The organism is Corynebacterium sp. c25Ua_47 (assembly GCF_039907205.1).
GTDB classification, from domain to species: Bacteria; Actinomycetota; Actinomycetes; order Mycobacteriales; family Mycobacteriaceae; genus Corynebacterium; species Corynebacterium hiratae.
Genome location: NZ_JASBOH010000009.1, coordinates 1 through 20,290, shown reverse-complemented (window position 1 = coordinate 20,290; position 20,290 = coordinate 1). Strand labels below are relative to the sequence as shown.

The 20,290-nt window shown below is 58.2% G+C and carries 13 protein-coding genes and 1 pseudogene; 4 read left to right on the top strand and 10 right to left on the bottom strand.

Annotated elements, in window-relative coordinates:
- Positions 1–8: 8 nt before the first annotated feature.
- Positions 9–947, bottom strand: coding sequence for a homocysteine S-methyltransferase (gene mmuM / locus QKE52_RS09265; protein WP_347948643.1), 939 nt, complete (start codon positions 945–947; stop codon positions 9–11).
- 508 nt (positions 948–1,455) lie between these two features.
- Here mmuM and QKE52_RS09260 point away from each other — a divergent pair.
- From QKE52_RS09260 to QKE52_RS09250, 3 genes are all read left to right on the top strand, one after another.
- Positions 1,456–2,010, top strand: coding sequence for a CAP domain-containing protein (locus QKE52_RS09260; protein WP_070680778.1), 555 nt, complete (start codon positions 1,456–1,458; stop codon positions 2,008–2,010).
- 723 nt (positions 2,011–2,733) lie between these two features.
- Complete coding sequence (locus tag QKE52_RS09255; RefSeq protein WP_158013225.1) at positions 2,734–3,402, top strand: ImmA/IrrE family metallo-endopeptidase; 669 nt, start codon at positions 2,734–2,736, stop codon at positions 3,400–3,402.
- Complete coding sequence (locus tag QKE52_RS09250; protein ID WP_049155947.1) at positions 3,399–3,893, top strand: DUF4411 family protein; 495 nt, start codon at positions 3,399–3,401, stop codon at positions 3,891–3,893. Before QKE52_RS09255 ends, QKE52_RS09250 begins: the two co-directional genes overlap by 4 nt.
- Positions 3,894–4,311: 418 nt before the next feature.
- On the opposite strand, the gene QKE52_RS09245 is transcribed toward QKE52_RS09250, so the two are convergent.
- The 3 genes from QKE52_RS09245 to QKE52_RS09235 all read right to left on the bottom strand — a co-directional run bounded on the left by QKE52_RS09245 (position 4,312) and on the right by QKE52_RS09235 (position 6,792).
- The gene (locus tag QKE52_RS09245; RefSeq protein ID WP_070517245.1) at positions 4,312–4,743 is read right to left on the bottom strand and encodes a hypothetical protein; all 432 of its coding nucleotides are present in this window, start codon (positions 4,741–4,743) and stop codon (positions 4,312–4,314) included.
- Positions 4,744–4,770: 27 nt separating this feature from the next.
- Positions 4,771–5,202: a hypothetical protein gene (locus QKE52_RS09240; protein ID WP_070517242.1), complete on the bottom strand. Its 432-nt coding sequence runs from the start codon at positions 5,200–5,202 to the stop codon at positions 4,771–4,773.
- A 66-nt stretch (positions 5,203–5,268) separates the two neighbouring features.
- Positions 5,269–6,792 (bottom strand): sodium:solute symporter, encoded by a 1,524-nt coding sequence (locus QKE52_RS09235; protein WP_347948641.1) that lies wholly within the window; start codon positions 6,790–6,792, stop codon positions 5,269–5,271.
- Positions 6,793–7,030: 238 nt separating this feature from the next.
- On the opposite strand from QKE52_RS09235, the gene QKE52_RS09230 reads away from it, so the two are divergent.
- Positions 7,031–7,747 (top strand): FadR/GntR family transcriptional regulator, encoded by a 717-nt coding sequence (locus QKE52_RS09230; protein WP_347948640.1) that lies wholly within the window; start codon positions 7,031–7,033, stop codon positions 7,745–7,747.
- Positions 7,748–7,756: 9 nt separating this feature from the next.
- Here the strand turns inward: QKE52_RS09230 and QKE52_RS09225 are convergent, their stop codons facing one another.
- The 6 genes and pseudogenes from QKE52_RS09225 to QKE52_RS09200 form a co-directional block, all read right to left on the bottom strand.
- On the bottom strand, positions 7,757–8,467 hold the full coding sequence (locus QKE52_RS09225; protein ID WP_347948639.1) for an N-acetylmannosamine-6-phosphate 2-epimerase: 711 nt from the start codon (positions 8,465–8,467) through the stop codon (positions 7,757–7,759).
- 41 nt (positions 8,468–8,508) lie between these two features.
- Complete coding sequence (locus QKE52_RS09220; RefSeq protein ID WP_347948638.1) at positions 8,509–9,450, bottom strand: ROK family protein; 942 nt, start codon at positions 9,448–9,450, stop codon at positions 8,509–8,511.
- A gap of 31 nt (positions 9,451–9,481) precedes the next feature.
- Positions 9,482–10,426: a dihydrodipicolinate synthase family protein gene (locus QKE52_RS09215; protein WP_070754081.1), complete on the bottom strand. Its 945-nt coding sequence runs from the start codon at positions 10,424–10,426 to the stop codon at positions 9,482–9,484.
- A gap of 113 nt (positions 10,427–10,539) precedes the next feature.
- Positions 10,540–12,888 (bottom strand): 3'-5' exonuclease, encoded by a 2,349-nt coding sequence (locus QKE52_RS09210; protein ID WP_347948637.1) that lies wholly within the window; start codon positions 12,886–12,888, stop codon positions 10,540–10,542.
- Positions 12,889–12,916: 28 nt separating this feature from the next.
- Entirely contained in the window at positions 12,917–19,666 is a 6,750-nt protein-coding gene (locus QKE52_RS09205; protein WP_347948636.1) for a DEAD/DEAH box helicase, read from the bottom strand.
- Between the two features lie 52 nt (positions 19,667–19,718).
- Positions 19,719–20,290: pseudogene (locus tag QKE52_RS09200) on the bottom strand (class I SAM-dependent DNA methyltransferase); the annotation flags it as partial.

Genomic DNA, 20,290 nt, shown 5'->3' with positions numbered 1-20,290 from the left:
TTCCTTCGTTATTGCCCAAATGAGTCGCTTGTTGCGCGAAGGATGGAAGTGCGCAGCTGGCGTATCTCAGTAGGCCCCACGCGGCAGCACCCGCCCAGCAGGCTCGCGCCGGCGGCCACGAGATCCGTTGCGGCCTCAGCCAAACTCACCGCGCCAGCGGGGGCCGGCCGCCACTCATGGGCGCCGTGGTCCCAGAGTTCGCCGCTGTTGGGGCAAGCCAGCAGCCGCTTATCGGTGGCTGCGCGCAGCGTCTTCACCACATCAAGAGCTTGGGGCGCGCTCACGCAGTTCACGCCCACGGCGCCCAGCTGTGGTGCCTGGTTGACCAGGTCGATAACGCGCATGAGCTTGACCGGGTCAGCGGCGATGGCCCCTGTAATGCTCAGCGCGAAGGGCTTGGGTTGAGCCGACAGGAGCTCCAGCAGTACCGCAGCCTCGTCGACGTTGGGGATGGTCTCAGCAAGCAAAAAGTCAGCGTCCGTATCCGCGAGCACCGCTACCCTGCGGGCATGCCAGCGGTACAGTTCCTCGCGGCTAAGGCCGTAGGCCCCGTCGTAGTCGGTGCCCTCACCTGGGCCTGCACCATAAGGGCCGATGGACGCAGCAACTAAAAATTCCTCCAGGGCGCCGTGCTTGTCGACGGCCCCGCCCACCGCATCACGTGCCACCGCAACGCTGCGGCGCAGAAGTGTTTCCGCCTCCTCACCGAGGACGTCGAAGGTGACTTGATAGGAGGCTGTGGTGGCCACTTGGGCACCAGCGGCGAAGAAGTCAGCGTGGGCAGATTCGATGAGCGCTGGGTTCTCACGCAGCACTCGCGCCGACCACAACGGGCCGGAGATATCGTGTCCTTGGGCTTCGAGGTAGGTTCCCAGGCCGCCATCGAGAAGCAGCGGCGCGGCATGAAGGACCATGCGCATGAGCTTAGCAATGGCTTCCGCAGTCACCCCGCACCATCACGATAAGCTACCCCAATAGACATATTAGTTTTCTTAATCTTTAGGCGGTCCGTTCGTTCTCCCCGGGATTCATTCACGCCCGTCATCACCATTTCCGCGCACCGCGCCACAACAGCGCCCATTAGCACAAGCTATGCATTCACAGAAGCTACCCATGCTTTTGCCAAGAAATAGCCAAGGTTTCAGCTATATTTAGCCCCCTCTCCCCTAAAAGCCCTGGATATAGGAATGCAATTCTGAACGACCACCCCCGAACATCACCCCCACTGCGCGAAACTAAAGGCCCAACCTTTGCAAAGCCGGGCCAAAAGTAGGGGAAATCTAAAGAAGCCTAAGAGACGAGCCATAAAAGGTGACAAACATAAGGGCAAAGCTTAAAACTGCTGGTCAGCTGGCCTTTCCGCACTGAAGAGAGCTTTAATTTTAAGTGAAAGTACCCCTCGGTACGCGGCAGGAAAGCCGCCACTTAACCCTGAAGCAGAAAGAGGTGCCCGCCATGTTCCGCCTCCAGTTTGGACACACCGCCACAAAGATTATTGCCCCCGTTGCTGCTGCCGCAGCACTCTTCGCTGGCTCCGTTAACACCCCTGCTCAGGCTGTAAGTTCCTTCGGCACGTTCAACCCGGCCGCGTTCGGCTTCACCGTCCCCGCAGCGGCAGGTCCGGTTACCCCGGCACCGCAGACCTCCGCCAGCGTCCAGGGGATCATTAATCAAACCAATGCCCAGCGCGTGGCTAATGGCCTCGCACCGCTGCGCGTTGACCCGAACCTGACCAACCTGGCGCAGGACTGGGCCAACACCTTGAGCCGCGATGGCAACACCCGTCACCGCCCGAACTACTGGACGCACTACCCCGCCGGCCTGCCAGCGGGTGGCGAGAACGTCCTCCAGGCATGGAGCGACTACTCCGATGCTCGCATCGTGCAGCTATGGATGGACTCCCCCGGGCACCGCAAGAACCTGCTTGACCCGCGCGCCAAGTCCGTGGGTATTGGCATGGCCATCGGCGCAAACGGCAAGCTATATGCCGTCCAGAATTTTGGACGCTAAGCGTCGCGCTTTCTGCCATTAAGATGCGTCTGTGAGGTTGCTACTCCTTCTCACGGGCGCATCTACCGTTGTGAGTCCCAAGGGCATTCTTTGCATGTCCGCTTAGCCCAAGAACCAATCAAAGGAGCGACCAAACCTTTAGGAACCACTCATCGTTGAGCAGATCAAAACCATGCTGTACGTACTCGTATCTGGTCCTCTAAAATTGCCTTTAGCATTCGATAACCAACATGGAGCGCAACGATAGGAAAGGCTATGACCGTACGTGTCCCGATGTCCCCTCCTGTCCTCGAATGGGCGGTTAAGAGGACCCGGCTGCCTGTCGACGAATTGGAGAAGAAGTCTGACTTCCATTGTTTGCGCTCTTGGTTAGGCGGCGAAAGCACGCCAACGTTCCGACAAGCTCAGAAGCTGGCCAAGCTGGCTGGAATACCTTTTGGATACCTGCTCCTCGAAGAGCCCGTACAACGAACCCCTCACCTTCCTGATTTCAGGACTCCGGGAAGCACCCCGTTATCCGACTACAGCCCTGCGCTCGAGCAGACGATTTATGCCTGTGAACGGCGCTTAGAGTGGTATGCCGAAGATGCACTAGCTAGCGGTATTGCAGGGCCTAGTTTTATCGGCCGGTTCTCTACGGATACGTCCGTGGGAAAAGCTACTGACTGGGCATGCGCCTTATTGGACTGGGTTCCAGGTAAGCGAGAACGTAGCCGAGACCGCGTGGCAACCCTCGCCGATGCCATTGAGCACACAGGAATTCTGGTCATGCGTAGCTCCGTCGTGGGCAATAACACTCAAAACAAGCTTGACCCTGATGAATTCCGAGGTTTTACGTTGATTCGGCATTCTTTCGGTCTTATCTTCATAAACAGTGCTGATTCTGGAGTGGGAAAGCTATTCAGCTTGGCCCACGAGTTCGGACACATTCTCATCGGCGAGCAAGGGATTTCCGGTGGCCCGCTTAACCAGCGCGCCGTTGAACGCTGGTGCAATCAGTTCGCTACTGCGCTACTTGTTTCCACCAAGGACATCCTCAACCGTTGGTCCGAAACTAGAGATCTAGAGTCAGTTTGCCAATGGTCATTCAAAACTTTCGGCGTAAGCCGCGACGTCACTGTATGGCTCCTCGTAGATAACGGTGTACTCCCCCGAGAAGCTGGTCAGCGCTTCCTCCAAGAGGCCCCTTCCTCCCCTCCGACGGCACAGCGCAATCGAGGTGGCGACTTCACAGTTGGACTGCGTTCCCGTTTGGGTGGGCTTTTCCTAGAGGCCGTGACCGGAGCACTCGTCGAAGGAAGAATTGACGAGCGCGAGGCATCCCGTCAGCTCGGTGTCAAGAAGATCAGCGCTATTGAAGCTTTGGTTGACCAGTATCAGGGACTACCATGACTCGGTATCTGCTCGATTCCAACATCATCATCAATGCGGTTCGGCTCTATCCTCGTGACGTGTTCCCAAGCTATTGGACCTCTCTGGAGAACTTCGTGACCGCCAAAACGTTTTTCTTCCATTATTCTGTTCAAGAGGAACTAGAGCGCAGAAAGGACTCCGTCTCAGCGTGGTTCCGGAGCTTCGTACCTCAAGACCAAATTCTGCACGTGGACAACGACGAAATTGAGTCATACCGTCGCCTTTCCACATGGGTAGCCTTCGATCGTGTGCCTCGCTTTGATGAAGCGGCGGTACGAGAGTTTCTCGATGATGCTGCCGACTCATGGCTAGTCGCCTCAGCTCATGCACGGAACATGTCAATCATCACCGATGAGAAATCCCAACCGCGCAGAATCAACAGAGTCAAGCTCCCCGACGCCGCTGCTGCATTAGGAGTTCAGTGCTCCACCTACTTAGACTTCCTCCGCTCGCGGGGAATCACATATTAAGGGACACTATCGTTCTCGGTGGATTTACATGATTCCGGCATTTCCACATCTACGCAGATCGAAACAAGCGCACTAATCTCCAATTAGTCTTCCGCCTTCGTCCTCCTCCACGGAGCATTCGGGTCTTGAAAGGTCGAAAGCATCAAATCAATCCACTGGCTTCTTCGCGGGCAACACAAGTCCACGGATAAGCCTATTTCTATTTGGCTCTTAAACCCTCTACCGCGGCTCCCGCTTGTTTGGTTTCGGCCTCAACCGACCAAGACACCCACGGGCACGAAACCAAGAAGCGGCAGAGTGCAGCGCTTCATAGGGCCCCTTAGTGATGCTCACGCGTTACTTCCAATCGGGCAAGCATCCGAGATGGGTCGGCGTTGCCGGGGCGATACCAATGCTGAAACGGGTCCTGTGGTCGCGGTTATTCGGCGTGAAAGGCCGGGTTCAGGGTTTCGATCGTGGCCATTGGGGTGTCATAGCCAAGGACGTTAAAGCCTTCGTCCTCTCCGGGCCACAAGAATGTGTGGTCGAAGCTATCGGAGCCGAGATCGTACCGCGCGATCCAGGTCTGCCACTTACCGCGTTCCGGATCGGCGGTGAGCTGTCGCAACCATTCCAGCAGGTCGGGGTCGAGTGCCGGATTGCGTATGCCCACCGGCGTGGGCAGAGTCTCCTTGCCGACAAAGCGCCATGCTTGCGATGCACCTTGTACTTCGTTGAGGCCGGTCACGACCACAAAGCCGTCCCACGGTTTCTCCTCATTGAGCTCCTCATCTAAACGCAGACACTCGCTCATTGCTTCAAGGACCGAATCCGCGGAGTCCATGTCGACGGTGAAATCAGAAATAGTCATTGCGTTCCCTCCAGTTGCGCCATGGGTTTATTCAGCGTGATGGGCTGGGTTCAGGGTTTCGATCGTGGACATCGGAGTGTCATAGGCGAGAACGTTAAAGCCTTCGTCCTCTCCGGGCCACAGGAATGTGTGGTCGAAGCTATCGGAGGCGAGATCGTACCGCGCGATCCACGTCTGCCACTCACCGCGTTCCGGATCGGCGGTGAGCTGTCGCAACCGTGCGATCAGCGTACGGTTGAACGCTGGGTTGAGTGCGGACACCGTGGTGATCAGAGTCTTATCACCGACAAACCGCCATGCCTGGCGCGCCGCGTGCCCCTGCTCGTAACCGGACACGACCACAAAGCCATCCCACGGTGTACGCTGATTGAGTTTGCGGTCCACGCGTAGGCATCGACCGATTACATCCAGAATCGAATCGACGGAGTCGTAGTCAACCTCGATATCGGGTGTGGTCATTGTGTTTCCTTCAGTTGCTTTCGGGGTACACACGAACCAAGCCTAGCGGCAGCCTATTCGTATTGCTTACTCACTTTGCGCAACGGGTATTTGATTGACACTGCGCCGCGTGTATTCAAGGTCCTTTCCGTAAATAGTCAAGCCCGTGATGTCGTGATGGTCAGATTTCCTGAAGATGAAGGATGCCAGGTAGCCGATAACGAGAGTTCCTACGAAGGCGACAATCGAGACCAAGAATGGGCCTTGGTCCAGCTTTCCAGCGAAATACGCAGCAATCGCACCGCACAGGAGCCCGATGAGAACACCATTGGAATTTGCGGACTTCGTAAAGATACCCAAGACAAATACCGCAGTGAGCGGAACTCCAAAAAGACCAGTAATCGCGAGGAACAGGTCCCACAGGTCCGACTGGTTGGTAATGATGAGATACAGTGCAACGGCCAATCCGAAGGTTCCGGCAACGATGATGACCAGGCGAGAGAAAGTAACCGACGCTTCCTTCGGGGAGAAGCGGTTATAGATATCCACGGCAACGCACGCGGAAATCGAGTTGAGCGAAGAAGAAATTGTCGATTGCGCAGCCGCCAAGATGGCAGCAATCAAGAGTCCAGCAATGCCTGCAGGCAGCTCCGAAAGAATGAAATACGGCACTACAGCAGAAGTGTTGACTCCTTCAGGCAGACCACCCTTCGCTTCGTAGAAGTTATACAAAGCCGTTCCCATCCCGTAGAACAGCGGAATAGTTATCAGCGCCAGAATTCCGTTGACGATGAGAGACTTCTTCGTCGCTTGAATCGTGGGAGTCGTTTGGTAGCGCTGAACGACGTCCTGAGAAGAGGTGTACTGGTGCAAGCTGTTCAGTACATTTCCGATAAAGATGAATGGGATCGAGGAGAAGACTGCATTCGTGGTGAAGTTGTCCGCTGAGTAGAACTTTCCTTCTTCAGCGGCGTTAACCACCGCACCGCTAAAGCCATCAGGAGTCATGGCCATGGCCGTCAGCACTACCGCCGCAGCGCCAGCCAACAGCAGGATGCCCTGAATCACATCAGACCAAATCACGCCTTCCATACCTCCCAGGAAGGTGTACACAATACAAAGAGCGCCTACAAACGCGGCGACGACCAGCGGGTTGATATCTGCCACCGACGTAATCGCCAATGTTGGCAAATAGATAACGATAGCTATGCGCCCAACGTGATACAGGACGAAGAGGAGCGAGCCTAGAACTCGGAGGACAACGGAGAATCTCTCCTCAAGGTACTCGTAGGCCGTCGTGACATCCAGCTTCCTAAAGAACGGAACATAGTAACCAATCAGAATTGGAACAATGGCAAAAATAGCGAGGTTACCGGCCGAGTAGGCCCAGTCAGTCAGATATGCCTTTTCCGGCGTCGACATGAATGTGATGGCAGACAGCGTCGTGGCATAGATAGAAAATCCTGCCGCCCAGCCAGGAATCCTGCCGCCTGCTTTGAAGAATTCTTCCTGGTCACTGCCGGCCCTACGCGCAAAATAGGCGCCGACCAGAAGCATTCCTAACAGGTAGAGGATCAGAACTATCCAGTTGAGTGTTCCGAACGATTGCATTTGACCTTCCCTTCAGGGCATTCGATATAGAGAGATAAATCACTCTCCGATTCACCTGTGCAACAAAGCATGTTGAAAGCTACAATACATCAGACGTCTGATGTGTGAAGGGATTTAAGATAAAGCACTTACACCCTTCCTGTCAGATAAGAGGCTTCCTCCCTCGGCAGCGTTTATTCTTGAAATCCAGCCGCGGTGGGAGACTTAAGATAGATGGAAAGAAAAGAGGGAGTAGCCAGTGGATACCGGAACGTGGGGTTTCAGCGAAGCCGAGCATCGCCCTGCCTCAACCACACAGCAGGCCGTAGAAGGCATAAAAAAATTCATTCGGGATAACGCTCTCAAGCCTGGGGACACTTTGCCAACCGAATCCGAGCTCTGTGAAGAACTCGGTTTCTCTCGTTCCTCCGTCCGGGAGGCCATCAGAATCCTAACGACGTTAGATATCGTCGAAGTCAGGCACGGAACAGGAACGTTTGTCTCTGGTACATCACTCAAAGCCTTAGTTCAGGGCCTCATCTTTCGAGCGACTCTCGACGCTGATGACAACCTTGAAACTCTTCGTAATGTGGTGGAAATCCGGCAGGCAATTGATCTTGCTATCGGGCAAGAAATCACTACCGATCCCGATCCCTCCAAGCTAGAGCAGTTGAGTGCCATCGTTGAAAAGATGTCAGCCAAGCGGGAGCAAGGTCTCAACTTTGCCGAGGAGGATCGGGAGTTTCATCAGGTATTGCTGTCCGAAATCGATAACCCGATTATCCGTGAGCTCAACGATGCCTTTTGGCAAGTGCACATGAACGTCATTCCGCTTCGCAAATTGGAAGAACCACAGGACTTCAGCAGAACGGTACGCGCGCACCAAGACATCGTCGATGCTCTACAGAATAATGACCTAAAAAAGTACCAAGAGTCTGTGCTCAGACATTATGAGCCCCTGCTGACATCGCTGTGACACTCCGTGTCAGCTGTTAAAGCTCCGCGTTATCCATGCAGGATCTGTGATGGCAGTGCCAATGATGATTGCGTCGGCACCTGCACGGTTTCCTGCAGCCACATCATCGCGCGAGGCAAACCTTCCTTCGCCGATCACAAAGGCATCCTTACCGCAGAGCCGTCGCCCCTCTGCCAGGCATTCAAGATCCGGACCTTCAGTCTTATTTCGAAACTCTGTGTAGCCGGCCAGTGTCGTTGAAATGATATCTGCCCCCGCTTGGTGTGCCCGCTGCATTTCTTCCGGGGTAGAACAGTCGGCCATCGACAAAACATTCAGCCGGTGGCACTCGGCGACGAGATCGGAAAAACTCGATCCATCAGGCCTAGGGCGATCCGTAGCATCCGCACAGATAACGGCAGCCCCGGCCTCAGCCAACTGGCGTACGGACTCAACGGTCGGGGTGATATAAACCCCCTCACTCCCCTCTTTTGTCAGACCGAAAACTGGTACATCTACCGCGGCTGCGATTGCTTCGACATCCTTGATGCCTCCATATCCGCCGCACCGGATTGCGCGGCTTCCGCCCTCAACACACGCACGGGCGACATGCGTCAAGGTGTGAGTATCGCGCATTGGGTGACCATCTGGCGCTTGCACCGAGACAATCACCGAGTTCCGAATCATGTCGTGAACTTCTTCTCGGCGTTCCGCCAGTTCACTACTCTTAAAACTAAACATATACGTGAGCCTTCTTCTGGATATACCGCAGATAAACGGTGCTAAAAAGCGTTATCTCGAGCAAAAGCCGCTGCACCTACTAACGGTGCTGTCGCCGGAGATTCAGTAACCCGAACTGCAACGGAGCGATTCGGCTTCAATGCGAAATCCTCTATGGCCTGACGGAATGGTTCTTCCACAGCGGCCCCAATCTGGCACACACCGCCGCCCAAGACAACGGCATCAAGATCAAGAGCCGAAACAAGACCAGCCACCGCGCGGCCAAGGCCATAGGAATTCCCTCGAATAATCCGGGAAGCGAGTTCGTCGCCCTGGTTCATTCTTTCTACGACTTTTTCGAGTGGAAGCGCTAACTGGGCCCGTTCCTTCCATTGCACCCGCTCGCTCGCCGGGTTCGTAGAAAATTCTTCATAATACGCAGCCAAGCTATTGCCACTCATAATGTTTTCGGCGCGGTCCGCAAAGCCCCGGAAATCAGCGCACAACAGTTCCGAAAACTCTCCGGCCGATCCGGTAGGTCCGCTGAGCAGACTCCCGCTATCACTTACCGCGCCACCGACACCAGTCCCCAACGAAAGATACAGGACCCTGCCTGACTGAAAATCTCTCGCTGCGCCAAGCATTAGTTCTCCGTACGCCCAGACTCTTACGTCGTTATGAACAGCGCACGGTAGGTCAACAACCTCTTTCGCGACCGCACGAAGATTGGTGCCAGCCCAATTCTTAATGGTGTCCCCGTTGTAGGTGACGAGTCCCTCAGGTGCCTGAATCACTCCTGGCGAGCCAATGCCGATTCGCGCCGGGGCAATGCCCAATTCCTCCAACGCCAGCTGAACGGCTTTCTTAATCTGCTCCTGTGGCGAAGCCCCGGCCGGCTGGGTAGGAATCTTTCCCAACGCAACTGCCTGCGTTGGGTCTTCATCAGACACGAAGCCCCAACCAATCTTTGTTGCACCGACATCAAGCGCAAGGGTACTAGTCACTCTTCACTCGTTTCGTCGTAGTTCAGCGAAATTAGGGCTCGATCACCTGAGCGGCATCGACGATCTCATGAATCTTAGCCAGCTCCTCATCATTCAGAGCGACATGCGGACGGGACATCAGCCCCGACGGGAATACGCCCAGATGGTGAAGCGCTGCCTTGAAGCTGCCGAGGCCTTGCGAGCTTCCGCCCATGCGCGTGCCATCACCAACACCAACGATGGTGAAAAGGTCACAAATCTTAGACTGCAATTCCGCAGCCTCTGCATACGCGCCGTCAACCAGGAGCTCATGCAACTTCACGTAGGAAACCGGATCCACGTTGCCCAGACCAGGTACGACGCCATCGGCACCTGCCAGGTAAGCAAAGTCGACCGTAGTTTCCGAGCCAGTCAACACCACAAAGTCTTTCACCCCAGCCTTGTTGCGGGCACTAACCAGAGCACGCGTGTATCCATCATTGCCGCCAGAATCCTTGACACCGGCAATCACGCCTTCCTTGGCCAGAGAAATAAGAGTAGCGATATCCAGCACGGAGTGAACGCTGACCGGAATGTTGTACGCGTAGATAGGAGTCTCTGGCGCGGCTTCATGAAGAAGCCGGAAGTGCTCTGCGATTTCTACATCGTGAGTACGAACATAAAAAGGCGCAGTGGCAACTAGCCCTTGCACCCCGAGCGCGACAGCATCTTCAATGTGCTCGATTACTCGCGGAGCCGTCATATCAATCACGCCGGCAATGACTGGAACGCGCCCTTGAGCCTGTTCCACCACCGTTGCAATGACTTCCTTGCGCTGCTCTCGAGTGAGGAAAGCTACCTCACCTGAAGAACCGAGAACGAACAGTCCATGAACGCCAGCTTTGATAAGCCGCTCAGCCTGGCGCTTGAGGGTATCGGTGTCAACGGAGTAGTCCTCATTAAACGGGGTCAGCAGCGGTGGCACCACGCCGCGCAAAAGCTGTGTATTTGCAGTCATGTTCAGGAACCTTCCATTCGCCTTTGTATTGGAGTCATAAGACATCATACGTCCCCTAGGATTGTGATGCAGTTCCTTCTAGCGAAAAGAAGCGGAGCAAAACGCCGACTAACCTACCCCGGCAACAACTCCGAGGCCTCCCCCACCACGCTCACCACGAGCACATCGCGGGCACGGGAGGCCGCCACGTAAAGCAACGCGCGTTCCCGCTGCAGAGCCTCATCAGCCTCGGCCGGCGCTAGGCCCTTCATGAGGTAGCGCTGCGGCAGCGCCTCGCGGCTTACATCCAGCAAGATGACGTGTGTGAACTCCAGGCCCTTGGCGTTGTGCATCGTCATCACCGCCACCGGGCGCTCCCGGGAGGTGCGCCGCCCAGTACTCACGGCCACGCCCAACTCACCGAGCTGCGTGGCAATCTCATCCTTACGGGGATTGGTGCGGGTCAGCACACCAATGGAGACGTCTTCCTCCCCGGAGGTCCAGTCCCGGATATGCGCGGCCAAAGCCTCGGCTTCCTCCGCCTTGCTGGCAGAACTCAGCACCACCGGTGCCGGGCCCTGGCGCACCGAACGATAGCCGTGCAGATCATCGATATCCTCTTCCGAGTCAATCCACTCGGTGCCCTCCAAAATCGCCGTGGCATAGCCCAGGTTCTGCCGGGTCGTGCGGTAATTCACGCGCAGCTTCGTGGTGGCACGTCCACGCGTTTCAATCCCGTAATCACGCAGCACCAAACGCTGACCATAAATGCGTTGGTGCGAATCCTCCGCAATGAAGATGTCATTCGGCCCGCGCTTGGCCACCGCCCGCAGGAACTTCCAGTGGCCGGCGTGGAAGTCTTGGGCCTCATCAATGAGCACGTGGTCAAACATGCCCTCCGTACCGGTGCGGTGCTCCACGATGTGCGCGGCCACCGCCGCCGCGGCCGCGTAGGTCAGCTTCCCAATGGACGCGCACGCCGCGTGGAAGTACTCCACAATCGCCCACACCGCCTTGCGCTCAGCACGAGTCAGCGGCGTGCCGCGCCCGGTACGCCGCGCGCGGAGATAGGTCTTCTCATCGGTAATCCCCTGCGTGAGGATCACCGCCGAGTACTCCTGCGCCAAGAACGTCGGGTGGGATTTCTCCCGCGGCAGGGAGCTGCCTTTCAGCTCCGCGGACTCCTGCCATTGCCGCTTTTCCTCCACCCCGTCCAAGCCGCGGGGTACAAAGTCCGCATCGATATTAAGTACCTCAGCCATCGCGGCAGCGCGCTCCGTTGCCTGTGCGTTCGCCAGCACGTCGAAGACGAGCGCATCAACGCCACTGATCCACAGCCCCGGCGCGCCATGCACGGAGGCCTCCGGGAAGGCCGGGTACAGCTCGTTCATCTGTGTCTTCAGCGCATTGGCCAACTCACGCGTATATGTGGTCAAAAAGACGCGCGCCTTCGGATTCTTCTGCAGAAGATGCTTCGTGCGGTGCACCACCACCACGGTCTTGCCGGTACCGGCACCACCAGTGATGCGCGCGGAGCCAGTGTGCTCCGCTTCCACCGCGCGGCGCTGGCTCGGGTGGAGGAAGACGCGCCACTCGGCAAAAGAGCCCTTGAGGATCGCTGCCAGCTCCTCTTCGCCTGGGTCGATGGCAAAGTCCATCCGAGCAGCCGGGGACTTGATACCTTCCACCAGCGCCTTATCGGAACTGGCATCAGCCACCGCCGCGGGCTCCACCAGGTCCAAGCCCAGTTCCTCGCGCACCTCAGCAATGCTCATCCCTGACAGCAGTCCAACCACCGCATGGTGTTCCCAATCCGGCGCACTCTCCGACTTCTCCAGAGCCTCATCGACTGTGGCGGCCTGTTCCAGCACCGCTACCGTCTGCGATGACAAGCCCAGGTCATCGGTGAGCTCATGCTTGGCGACGCCCACCACATCCCACGGCCGCACGCCCTCACCGTCATCAGTGGTATCCGCCGAAGGCTCTCCCAATGACTCCGCTTCCGAAGAACCCGCAGCATCCCCCGCCGGCGCAGCCGAAGACTCTGCTGCAGAGCCCTCTGCAGAATCTGCCTCGGCGGCGAGCTGCTCGGCCGCCAAGCGCTTGGCGCGTGATTCAATCTCCGCCTGCGACATCGCCGCCGAAGCTCCCGGCGCGGTGGCATCCACGAGCGTCGGCACGCCGGAGACCTCATTGACCACCAGCGTCTTCGACGTGGCGAGCGCATAAGCATCATCGTGGTTGAGGATGTCAATGAGCACGAACATGGTGTCGTTGCCGTCATGCAGCTCAAAGAGCACCGCGCGGTACTTGCGGTTCACTCGCGCGGTCCGCACGCGCTTATCCGCTGCGTCCTTAATGGGCTCCACGTGCAGCGAAGGGTTCGTGGGATCCTCCACCAATTTGTTGCAGAACTCAAAGATCTGGTTACCCAGGTTGTAGCGGTCCTCAATGCGGCGGTAGAAGGACAGGCTCGTTGCCATTGCTTTCCTCTCTTTTAAAGTCAGCGGATCAGGAGGCGCTCAGCGCCGCGGTCAAGGGATCAGGAACAGATTCGAAATCAGCGCCGAAGACGGCATAGCCCTCAGCCTCGAAGTCCTCACGCAGGTCATCAACATCCTCAGCAAAGAGCAACAGGACTTTCTGCTGCGGCCACTGCGCCACCACCGGGATGCCGGAAACCTCACCACCGATGGAATCAGCATCCGGCTCGCTAAGACCTGCCGCGGCCATTACACGCAGCGCTGCGTGTACCTCCGGTTCGTCGACGAAGGCCTCCAGTGCCTCGGCCCAGCCAGGTGAAATCGCCGTCTCAGCCGCAGAACCTGCCGGCACCGAAGGAGTACTCGGAGACGAAATCTCACTAGGAGCCACGGGCTCGCCCACAGTCGACGGCACACCCTCAAGTGCATCTTCCGAGGTCTGCGGAGCAGTCGGCTGCGCATCGCGCGCCACCACGTCCTCCAGCACGGAGTCCTCAACCTCGACCTGTGCGAGGTCAGGGTCCAGATAGGCTAAGTTGCTCAAGCCCAAGAACAGCCGCCAACCATCCAAATCTTCAGAGGCATTCCTGGCATCGAAACGCAGGCGGCGATAAGTATCGCCTACACGGACGGCTACCGTGCCGAGGTACGTGTTCTCGAAGCCATCAGGCAGCTGTTTACCACCCATGGATGCTTCCACTAGGGCGGACGTGCTTAGAATCGCCCAATTCTCCAACGGCTTCATAAGCAGCGTGAGCAGCAGAGTGATGGGATCCTCGTCCACGCGGTTCAATAATTCTTGCGATGCATTGTGTTTCTTCGCCAACGGCGGCCGCAGCTGCGGGCTCACCCACACCGGCGGATCCACCGGCTCGTTGCGCACTGTTGCCTGCCGGGCATCGATGTCCTGCCACGTCAGCGACCACGGAAGATAGCCCATCTCATAGAGCCCATTGCGCTTATCAAAGTCATCCTTCACGCGGTTATGCACCGCACTCGCATGGTAGGCGGCGCCATCAAGGTACACGGCGACGTCACGGATGGCGTTATCGCGGGTGGAGAAGACGAAGTCCGGGATGGTGCCGCCAATCTGCTTCTGTTCTTCCATAACCCAATCGTGGCGCGAGCCTTCAAAGCTGATGTCCCACTGCGCATGGTTGCCCTTCATGGATTCCACCACCGTGGCACCACACTCCTTCAAGTCTGCGCGCAGCTGCTCCACAAAGCGCTGCTCCAGCTTGGACTGCTCACTGCGCTCGGGGCGTTCCTCCGTCAAATGCCCCTCCCACGTAAAGGACGCCGGATCAGCATCAGTGGAGACGTGGAGGTCATCGGCCAAAATCTTGCGCAGTGCCACCACCGCGGCCTCCCGGGAGGTCTGCGGGATGTGGCTGCTGCGCGCAAAAGGCAGCAGGCAGGACGGGCAGCACTGCCGCACTTCCTCAGCGCAATGGCAGGAGGCCAAGCGGCGATAAGCCACGAGCAGCATGGCACGCACATGCGCCGGTTCGGTGAACTGCGCCAAGTAGCCAGTACCACCCGGCACAGTGTCATGGATAAGCAACATATCCACTGGGCTGCCATCAGAATCCACACGCACCGGCTCCACATCCAAGTGATCTGGGTTGCCGCCCAGGTACTCCTTGAAGCCGAGCTTGAGTGCTGCCACCAACGAGGGCAGCGTGGTGGACTCCACCATGCCCAGCAGTGCCGGCAGGTGCACGAGGACCGCCTGCGTGCCCAGACTGCGGCCCAGCGCAAAGCTAATGGAGTGCTCCTCAGCCGCATTGCGGTACTCGCACCACGGCGCGTGGTCCTGCCAGCGGTTGGCACCCACATCGGAATCCAAGTGCCCACAACGCTCGCACACGCGGAACAACGGCGCTTCGCGTTCTACTGCCGCAAAGGTGCGCTGGCTACCGCCACCCATGCGGCCCAGGTTCAGCCAGCGCATCTCTACGTGGGCCAAATACTCCATACCGAAGCCGGAATCAGACAGGTACCACGCCTTGCCGCGCCCACCCTCGGGCACATCAAAACTCAACTGTGTGTGGAAGCGCAACGAGGTGCGGTCATCAGAGATGTCATTGATGGCGGAGCGCGCGGCGTCCACGGTGGCATAGACCTTGGTCATCTCCACCACATCAATAAGCTGGTCCCTATCCGCAAAGCCCTTGGACCCACACTCCGGGCACGCGCCCACCCGCGGGGCGGCCACGGCCACGTCCTCATCGCTAGAGAGCACCGCACCAGTGGCCTCCGAGTAGGAGCACTCCGGGCACAGGCGCCACTGTGTCAGCGCCGAGTGGTGCTCCCCCAACTCCACCGAGTCCACTTTCGCGCCCACGCCCTGCACGTAGAAGGTATTGCCGGGCGCCAGCTCGGTGAGCGCTGAGGACACCCCACGGCTATAGCTATAGGTTTCCGTCTCAAACTTCTGCACCTCCTCATTGAAGGAGGAGACAGCCAAGTTGAACTCCACGGCATCATCCAACAACGTGAAGTTCGGCAGCAGCCCGAAGCGCTCCAAAGCGCTAATCCAGTACTCATCGGCGTGGTCCTCCAGCTGCTTGCGCACAAACCTCTGGGAGGCCACCGTGGCGTCATACTGGTTCTTCAGCTCCTCATCCTCGACCGCGGAGGCCTCCACGCGTGCCTTCAACTCCGTCACGCGCTTGCTCAGTACCTCCCGGCGGGACAACAGCAGCTTCTGCGTAGTACCCCAACGCTCACGTGCGGACTGCAGGTCCACCACCATGCCGGACGAAGCACCGTCCTCCCCCGGCAGGCACCAACCGCGCAGCTCTTCCAGAACTTCCGCCGAAGCATGCTGTGCCACCGTAGCCGCAAAACGTTCATAGGCCGCCAACACCACCGAGGGTGAGAGCTCCACCAGCGCATCAATCACGGAGTAGCTGGCATACGTAAACACATCACGCGCACTGCGCAGCTGCTCCACCGAACCCGCCACATCAGTGCTATCCAGCAGGTAGGCCACGAACTGGCGGTGCATAATATCGCGCGCGGACAGATACGCCGCGGGTGCTGTCACCGAACCAGCGATGGTCTCCAACGGATGCTCCAACGTGGTCAGGGCACGCCCGCGCCCGCGCACCAGCGCCACGATGAGCGAGTTACCCGTCAAACGCCCGGCACGTCCCACGCGCTGCACGTAACTGGCCACCGTGTGTGGCATGGAGGAGAGCATCACCGTGGTCAGGTCACCAATGTCGATACCCATCTCCAGCGTCGGCGTAGCCACCAGCACGTTCGGCGCCGAGGCCGACTGCTCAGCAAAGGGACGCTTGAACTCATCCTCCAGCTCCTTGCGCCTAGGCGTGGGCACCAGGCCCGTGTGCTCTTCCGCCACCACTGTGCGGGTATTCGCACTGCGGTAGAGCTGCTGGTAGTAGTTATCCTCCACGCCCACTTGGGCAAAGTGTCCGGTGCAGGACAAGGTAAAGCACGCCACCGAAGACATTGCCTCACGCGCCGCGGCATCCACGCCCACACGCAGGTGACACACCGGGCACTCCAACAGCCCAGGCTGAGCTTCCTCGCGCACGACGATGTTCTCCGGAGATAACGTATACACGCGCCCGCCCGTTGCGGTAGGGACGGAGGAGACCACTTCTTGAAATTCGAGCTGCTTGAACAACTCCGCCACCTGGTTGGCGGCATCGAAGGTGCTGCCTGTCGAAGCCCCCAGCGCCGCCTTCGTCCACCGCGCATACCAGCCCTTCTGGGAATCCAGCGGCATCGTCGCATTATTATCGCGCTTGCCCAACGCCCCCTTGAGCGCCGCACCCGCACGGGGGAACTTCGGCGCACCACCACGCACGAAGGCAGGTATTCCCTTGGCACGCGCCTGACGGCGATTGAGCAACCACGGGTTGCAGTCCTGGCGCAGGTACTCCTTGAGCCACGGGTGGGCAATGCCACCGGCAATGCGCATGTACTCCACCACGCCGCGCGCCCAGGCCAAGAGCTCCGCATCCGAGGCCAGTGTTCCTGCCACCGAACGCGCCGCCGCCAGCAGCACCGCATCATCCACGTCCACAGACACCGACAGCGTCCCCGTCGTCACCAACGAGCGCGGCAGGTCCACCCTGTCACCGAACTGCAACGCCAAGTCCAAATCCAACCGCGAATGCAGCGCCGACAACGCACGCCGCTGCTCCGCAGCACCAGCGCCCTTTTCCCACGCCGCCCGGTAGCGCGGTGACTCTTTCAACTGCGGCGGCAACAACTCATAGAGCGCTCGTGACCTCACCGCCGCATCCGCCTCGGAGCGCGCGTGCTCCACCATGCGCGAAGCCACCGAAGACAACGGCACGCCTGCGGACAGCGAGGACTGTGTGGACCGTGAGGTCTGTGCGGACCGTGAGGACAGTGCCGCGCTTGACGACGAATCCGCATCCGCTGAATCTGATTCAGCAGACGCGACAGGGTCACCAAACGAACGCACAGCTCGCCAAATACGCGCACGCAGGGCGAAGGCCCGCGCACGGCTTTGCACGAAACCCGCACGGTGCGCGGCATCTTGCACAGAGTCAGCGAAGACCAACGTCTTCTTCTCGGAGGAATCCAAATCATCCATACCGAAGAGATTGCTCAATGCCACTGAGAGCAACGTGGCCACCGAGGAACCCAAAAAGCGCATCGCATCGTCTTCACCACAAGACGGGCACTGCTGCGCTTTCGCGCGCTCTTCTGCATCCTCGCCGGAATAGACCAGAACCGGCACCACGGGGGACTCCTCCATCGTCTCCGCATCGGGTGCCTGCGGTGTCAGGCCAGGTAGGTCCAGGTTCAACCACGCCACGCGGGAGCTCTCACCCTCTTCGCGCGTAACCCCTTGCGCTACCTCACTCGTGGCATCAATGAGCGGGCGCTGACGCTCCGGTGCGCTGATGGCAATGCGGCGAATCTCCTGCGGTGCGGTGACATACGTGTCACCACCGGGTTGCTCCGCCAGCATCCATCCGGAACGCCCGCAATGACGGCAGTAGATCGCCGGCAACCACGCCTTGGGCGCATCACCTGCAGCCTGCACCGTGTGCGGGCCCATGCCTCCATCATCAGACCACCTAAACACCGAGGTGCGTGATGATGACGCCACTGCCCTGTCGATGCGGGAGATCTCGCGCACCCACAGGTGCAGCTCCACGCCGGGGAACTTCTTTCCATCCCAGCCCAACGCTGCACCAAGCTCCGCGCGCACATACGCGATGAAGGACAACATCAGGGATAAGAATTCCACGGCCAACTCACGGTGGCTGCGCAGCACACTGGCAGGGAAAACGCGCGATACCAGCGGTTCCACCGCAGCAACATCCGTGCCCGGAACACCGGCTTCACCGTGTTCCATCGGCACCGGCGTTGCCGCCTCCCGAAGAATCGCGCACACCAACTCATTGCCCGCCATTGCCAGAACAGAGTCAGCCAAGTCAGGCGAAGAATCGAAGACGTGCCGGCTCATCGCTTCAAACACCGCCACATCAAATGACGATGACCCGTCAGCGTCTTCACTATCAGCAGAAGGAGAACCGGAAGCAGAGCTGGAAGCAGCAACCGCAGTCGTAACCTCATCAACGACTTTCTGCATCACCTCCACCGAAGGTGTCGGCGTCGATGGCGGAATAACTTCAGCAAAATCGGAGCCCGACGTGTCTTCGTCGTGTGAAACGACGGCCCGCAGCTTCGCCACCAATGGCCTGACCGTGGCCTGCCACTCCTCCACGGTCATGAGCGTCTCCCCGACCACAGCGTCCGGAGGCATCTGCTCGCCGAAGACCGTGTAAGCAAACGACAACATATCGCCATGTGGTGCTTCAGGCTCAGCACCGGAGGAACCACTCTCGGTCGCGCCTTCGCTTCGGGTGTCTTCGGCACTCTTGTCCCCCAACGTTGCGGAGGTCGCCACCGGTGTTACCTTGCCCAAAGGACGCTGTTCATCCTCAGGCGAAAGGAAACCTTCGGGCTGATACTTCTTGAGCATCAACCCGAGGCGGCGCAGCAACATCGCCACGTCAGTGCCCTGTGCTGCATCATAAGTGTGGAACTCATCGAGCACCAAGTACTGCAAAGACCGCGCGGACTTCTCCCACAGCTCACGGTCTTGCTCACGCAGCAGCAACTGGTCCAACATCTTGTAGTTCGTCAGCAAGATATCCGGCGGGGTATCCCGCAACACCGAACGGTCAGAAATCAGACCGTCCTTCGATACCTTCCTGCGTCCGCCGGAGACCACCTCGCCGGTGTAGATTCCTGCCGTCACCCCGGCTAGCTCGGCCTCCACATGCAGCAACTTGGCCAATCGGCGCTCCTGATCGGATGCCAGCGCGTTCATCGGGTACAGAATCAATGCCTTGATTCCGCTCCCGTTAGAACGACGGCAATGATCCAGAATCGGATAAAGGAAGGACTCCGTCTTACCGGAACCCGTACCCGTCACCACCAGTGTGGGCGACGGCCGACGTGTCTTACCTGTGTCGTAATCAAAAGACGATAACCGTGAAAACGCCTCCGCCTGGTGACGATAAGGCTTAAAGCCTGACGGCAGCCAACCCAGAATCCCATCCCACGACCTTGCCGGCGCATACGGCAAACGCGTGCGCACATACGGCCCGTAGAACATGCCACTCTGCGGATCATTAAGGAATTCCCGCAGTTGCTGGGAAGTCAGGTCCTCTGCCAGCGAAAACGTGGTGGTGAGGTACTCTGACAACCCATCAACGATGTGGTTTGAGGCGTAGGTAGGGATGAGACTCGACATTAGGTGTTACTTCAATACTTTCGGTCTTCTGCTTCGCTTCTGGCTTTCCGAACTACTGCTGGTCCATCATCGCAGCATACTTTTCATACGCTGCCGCCAAGTCCGCTTCACGGTCCAATGGCGCAAACGGATATTCAAAGACGTACTCCACACCGGACTGCGGATGCGTCCACGTACGGTCCGACTCCGAAAGCTGCTGCCCATCCTTGAGCTTCTTCTCCAGCTTGAGGACTTCCTTCGGCACTAGACGTCCGTTAGCGTCATAGAAGTCTTCTCTATCTGCGGATCGCAGAACTGGGAATTGAGTTTGATAGATTTCTCGAAGCTCCTCGCTGGTAACTCCCCACGATATTGCAGCTATAACGTCAAGCGCGTTTTGCGCTTTCCACCTTTCAAGTGCGTTGCGATAAGGAAATTCATTCGACCATACCCCGTACCCTAGCTTCTCCAACAAAGGACTGTAGGCGCTTGTCAAGCAATTGAGACGCAAGAAGATTTCCAATGCCTCGTCTTTCAGAGAGTCGCTAACCACCGAAGGAACGAGACCAATCGAGGAGACATAAATATGTCCTGCGCCTAGCGAACGAACTAGGAAGTCAGCCAACAAACTCGAACAAAGCATCC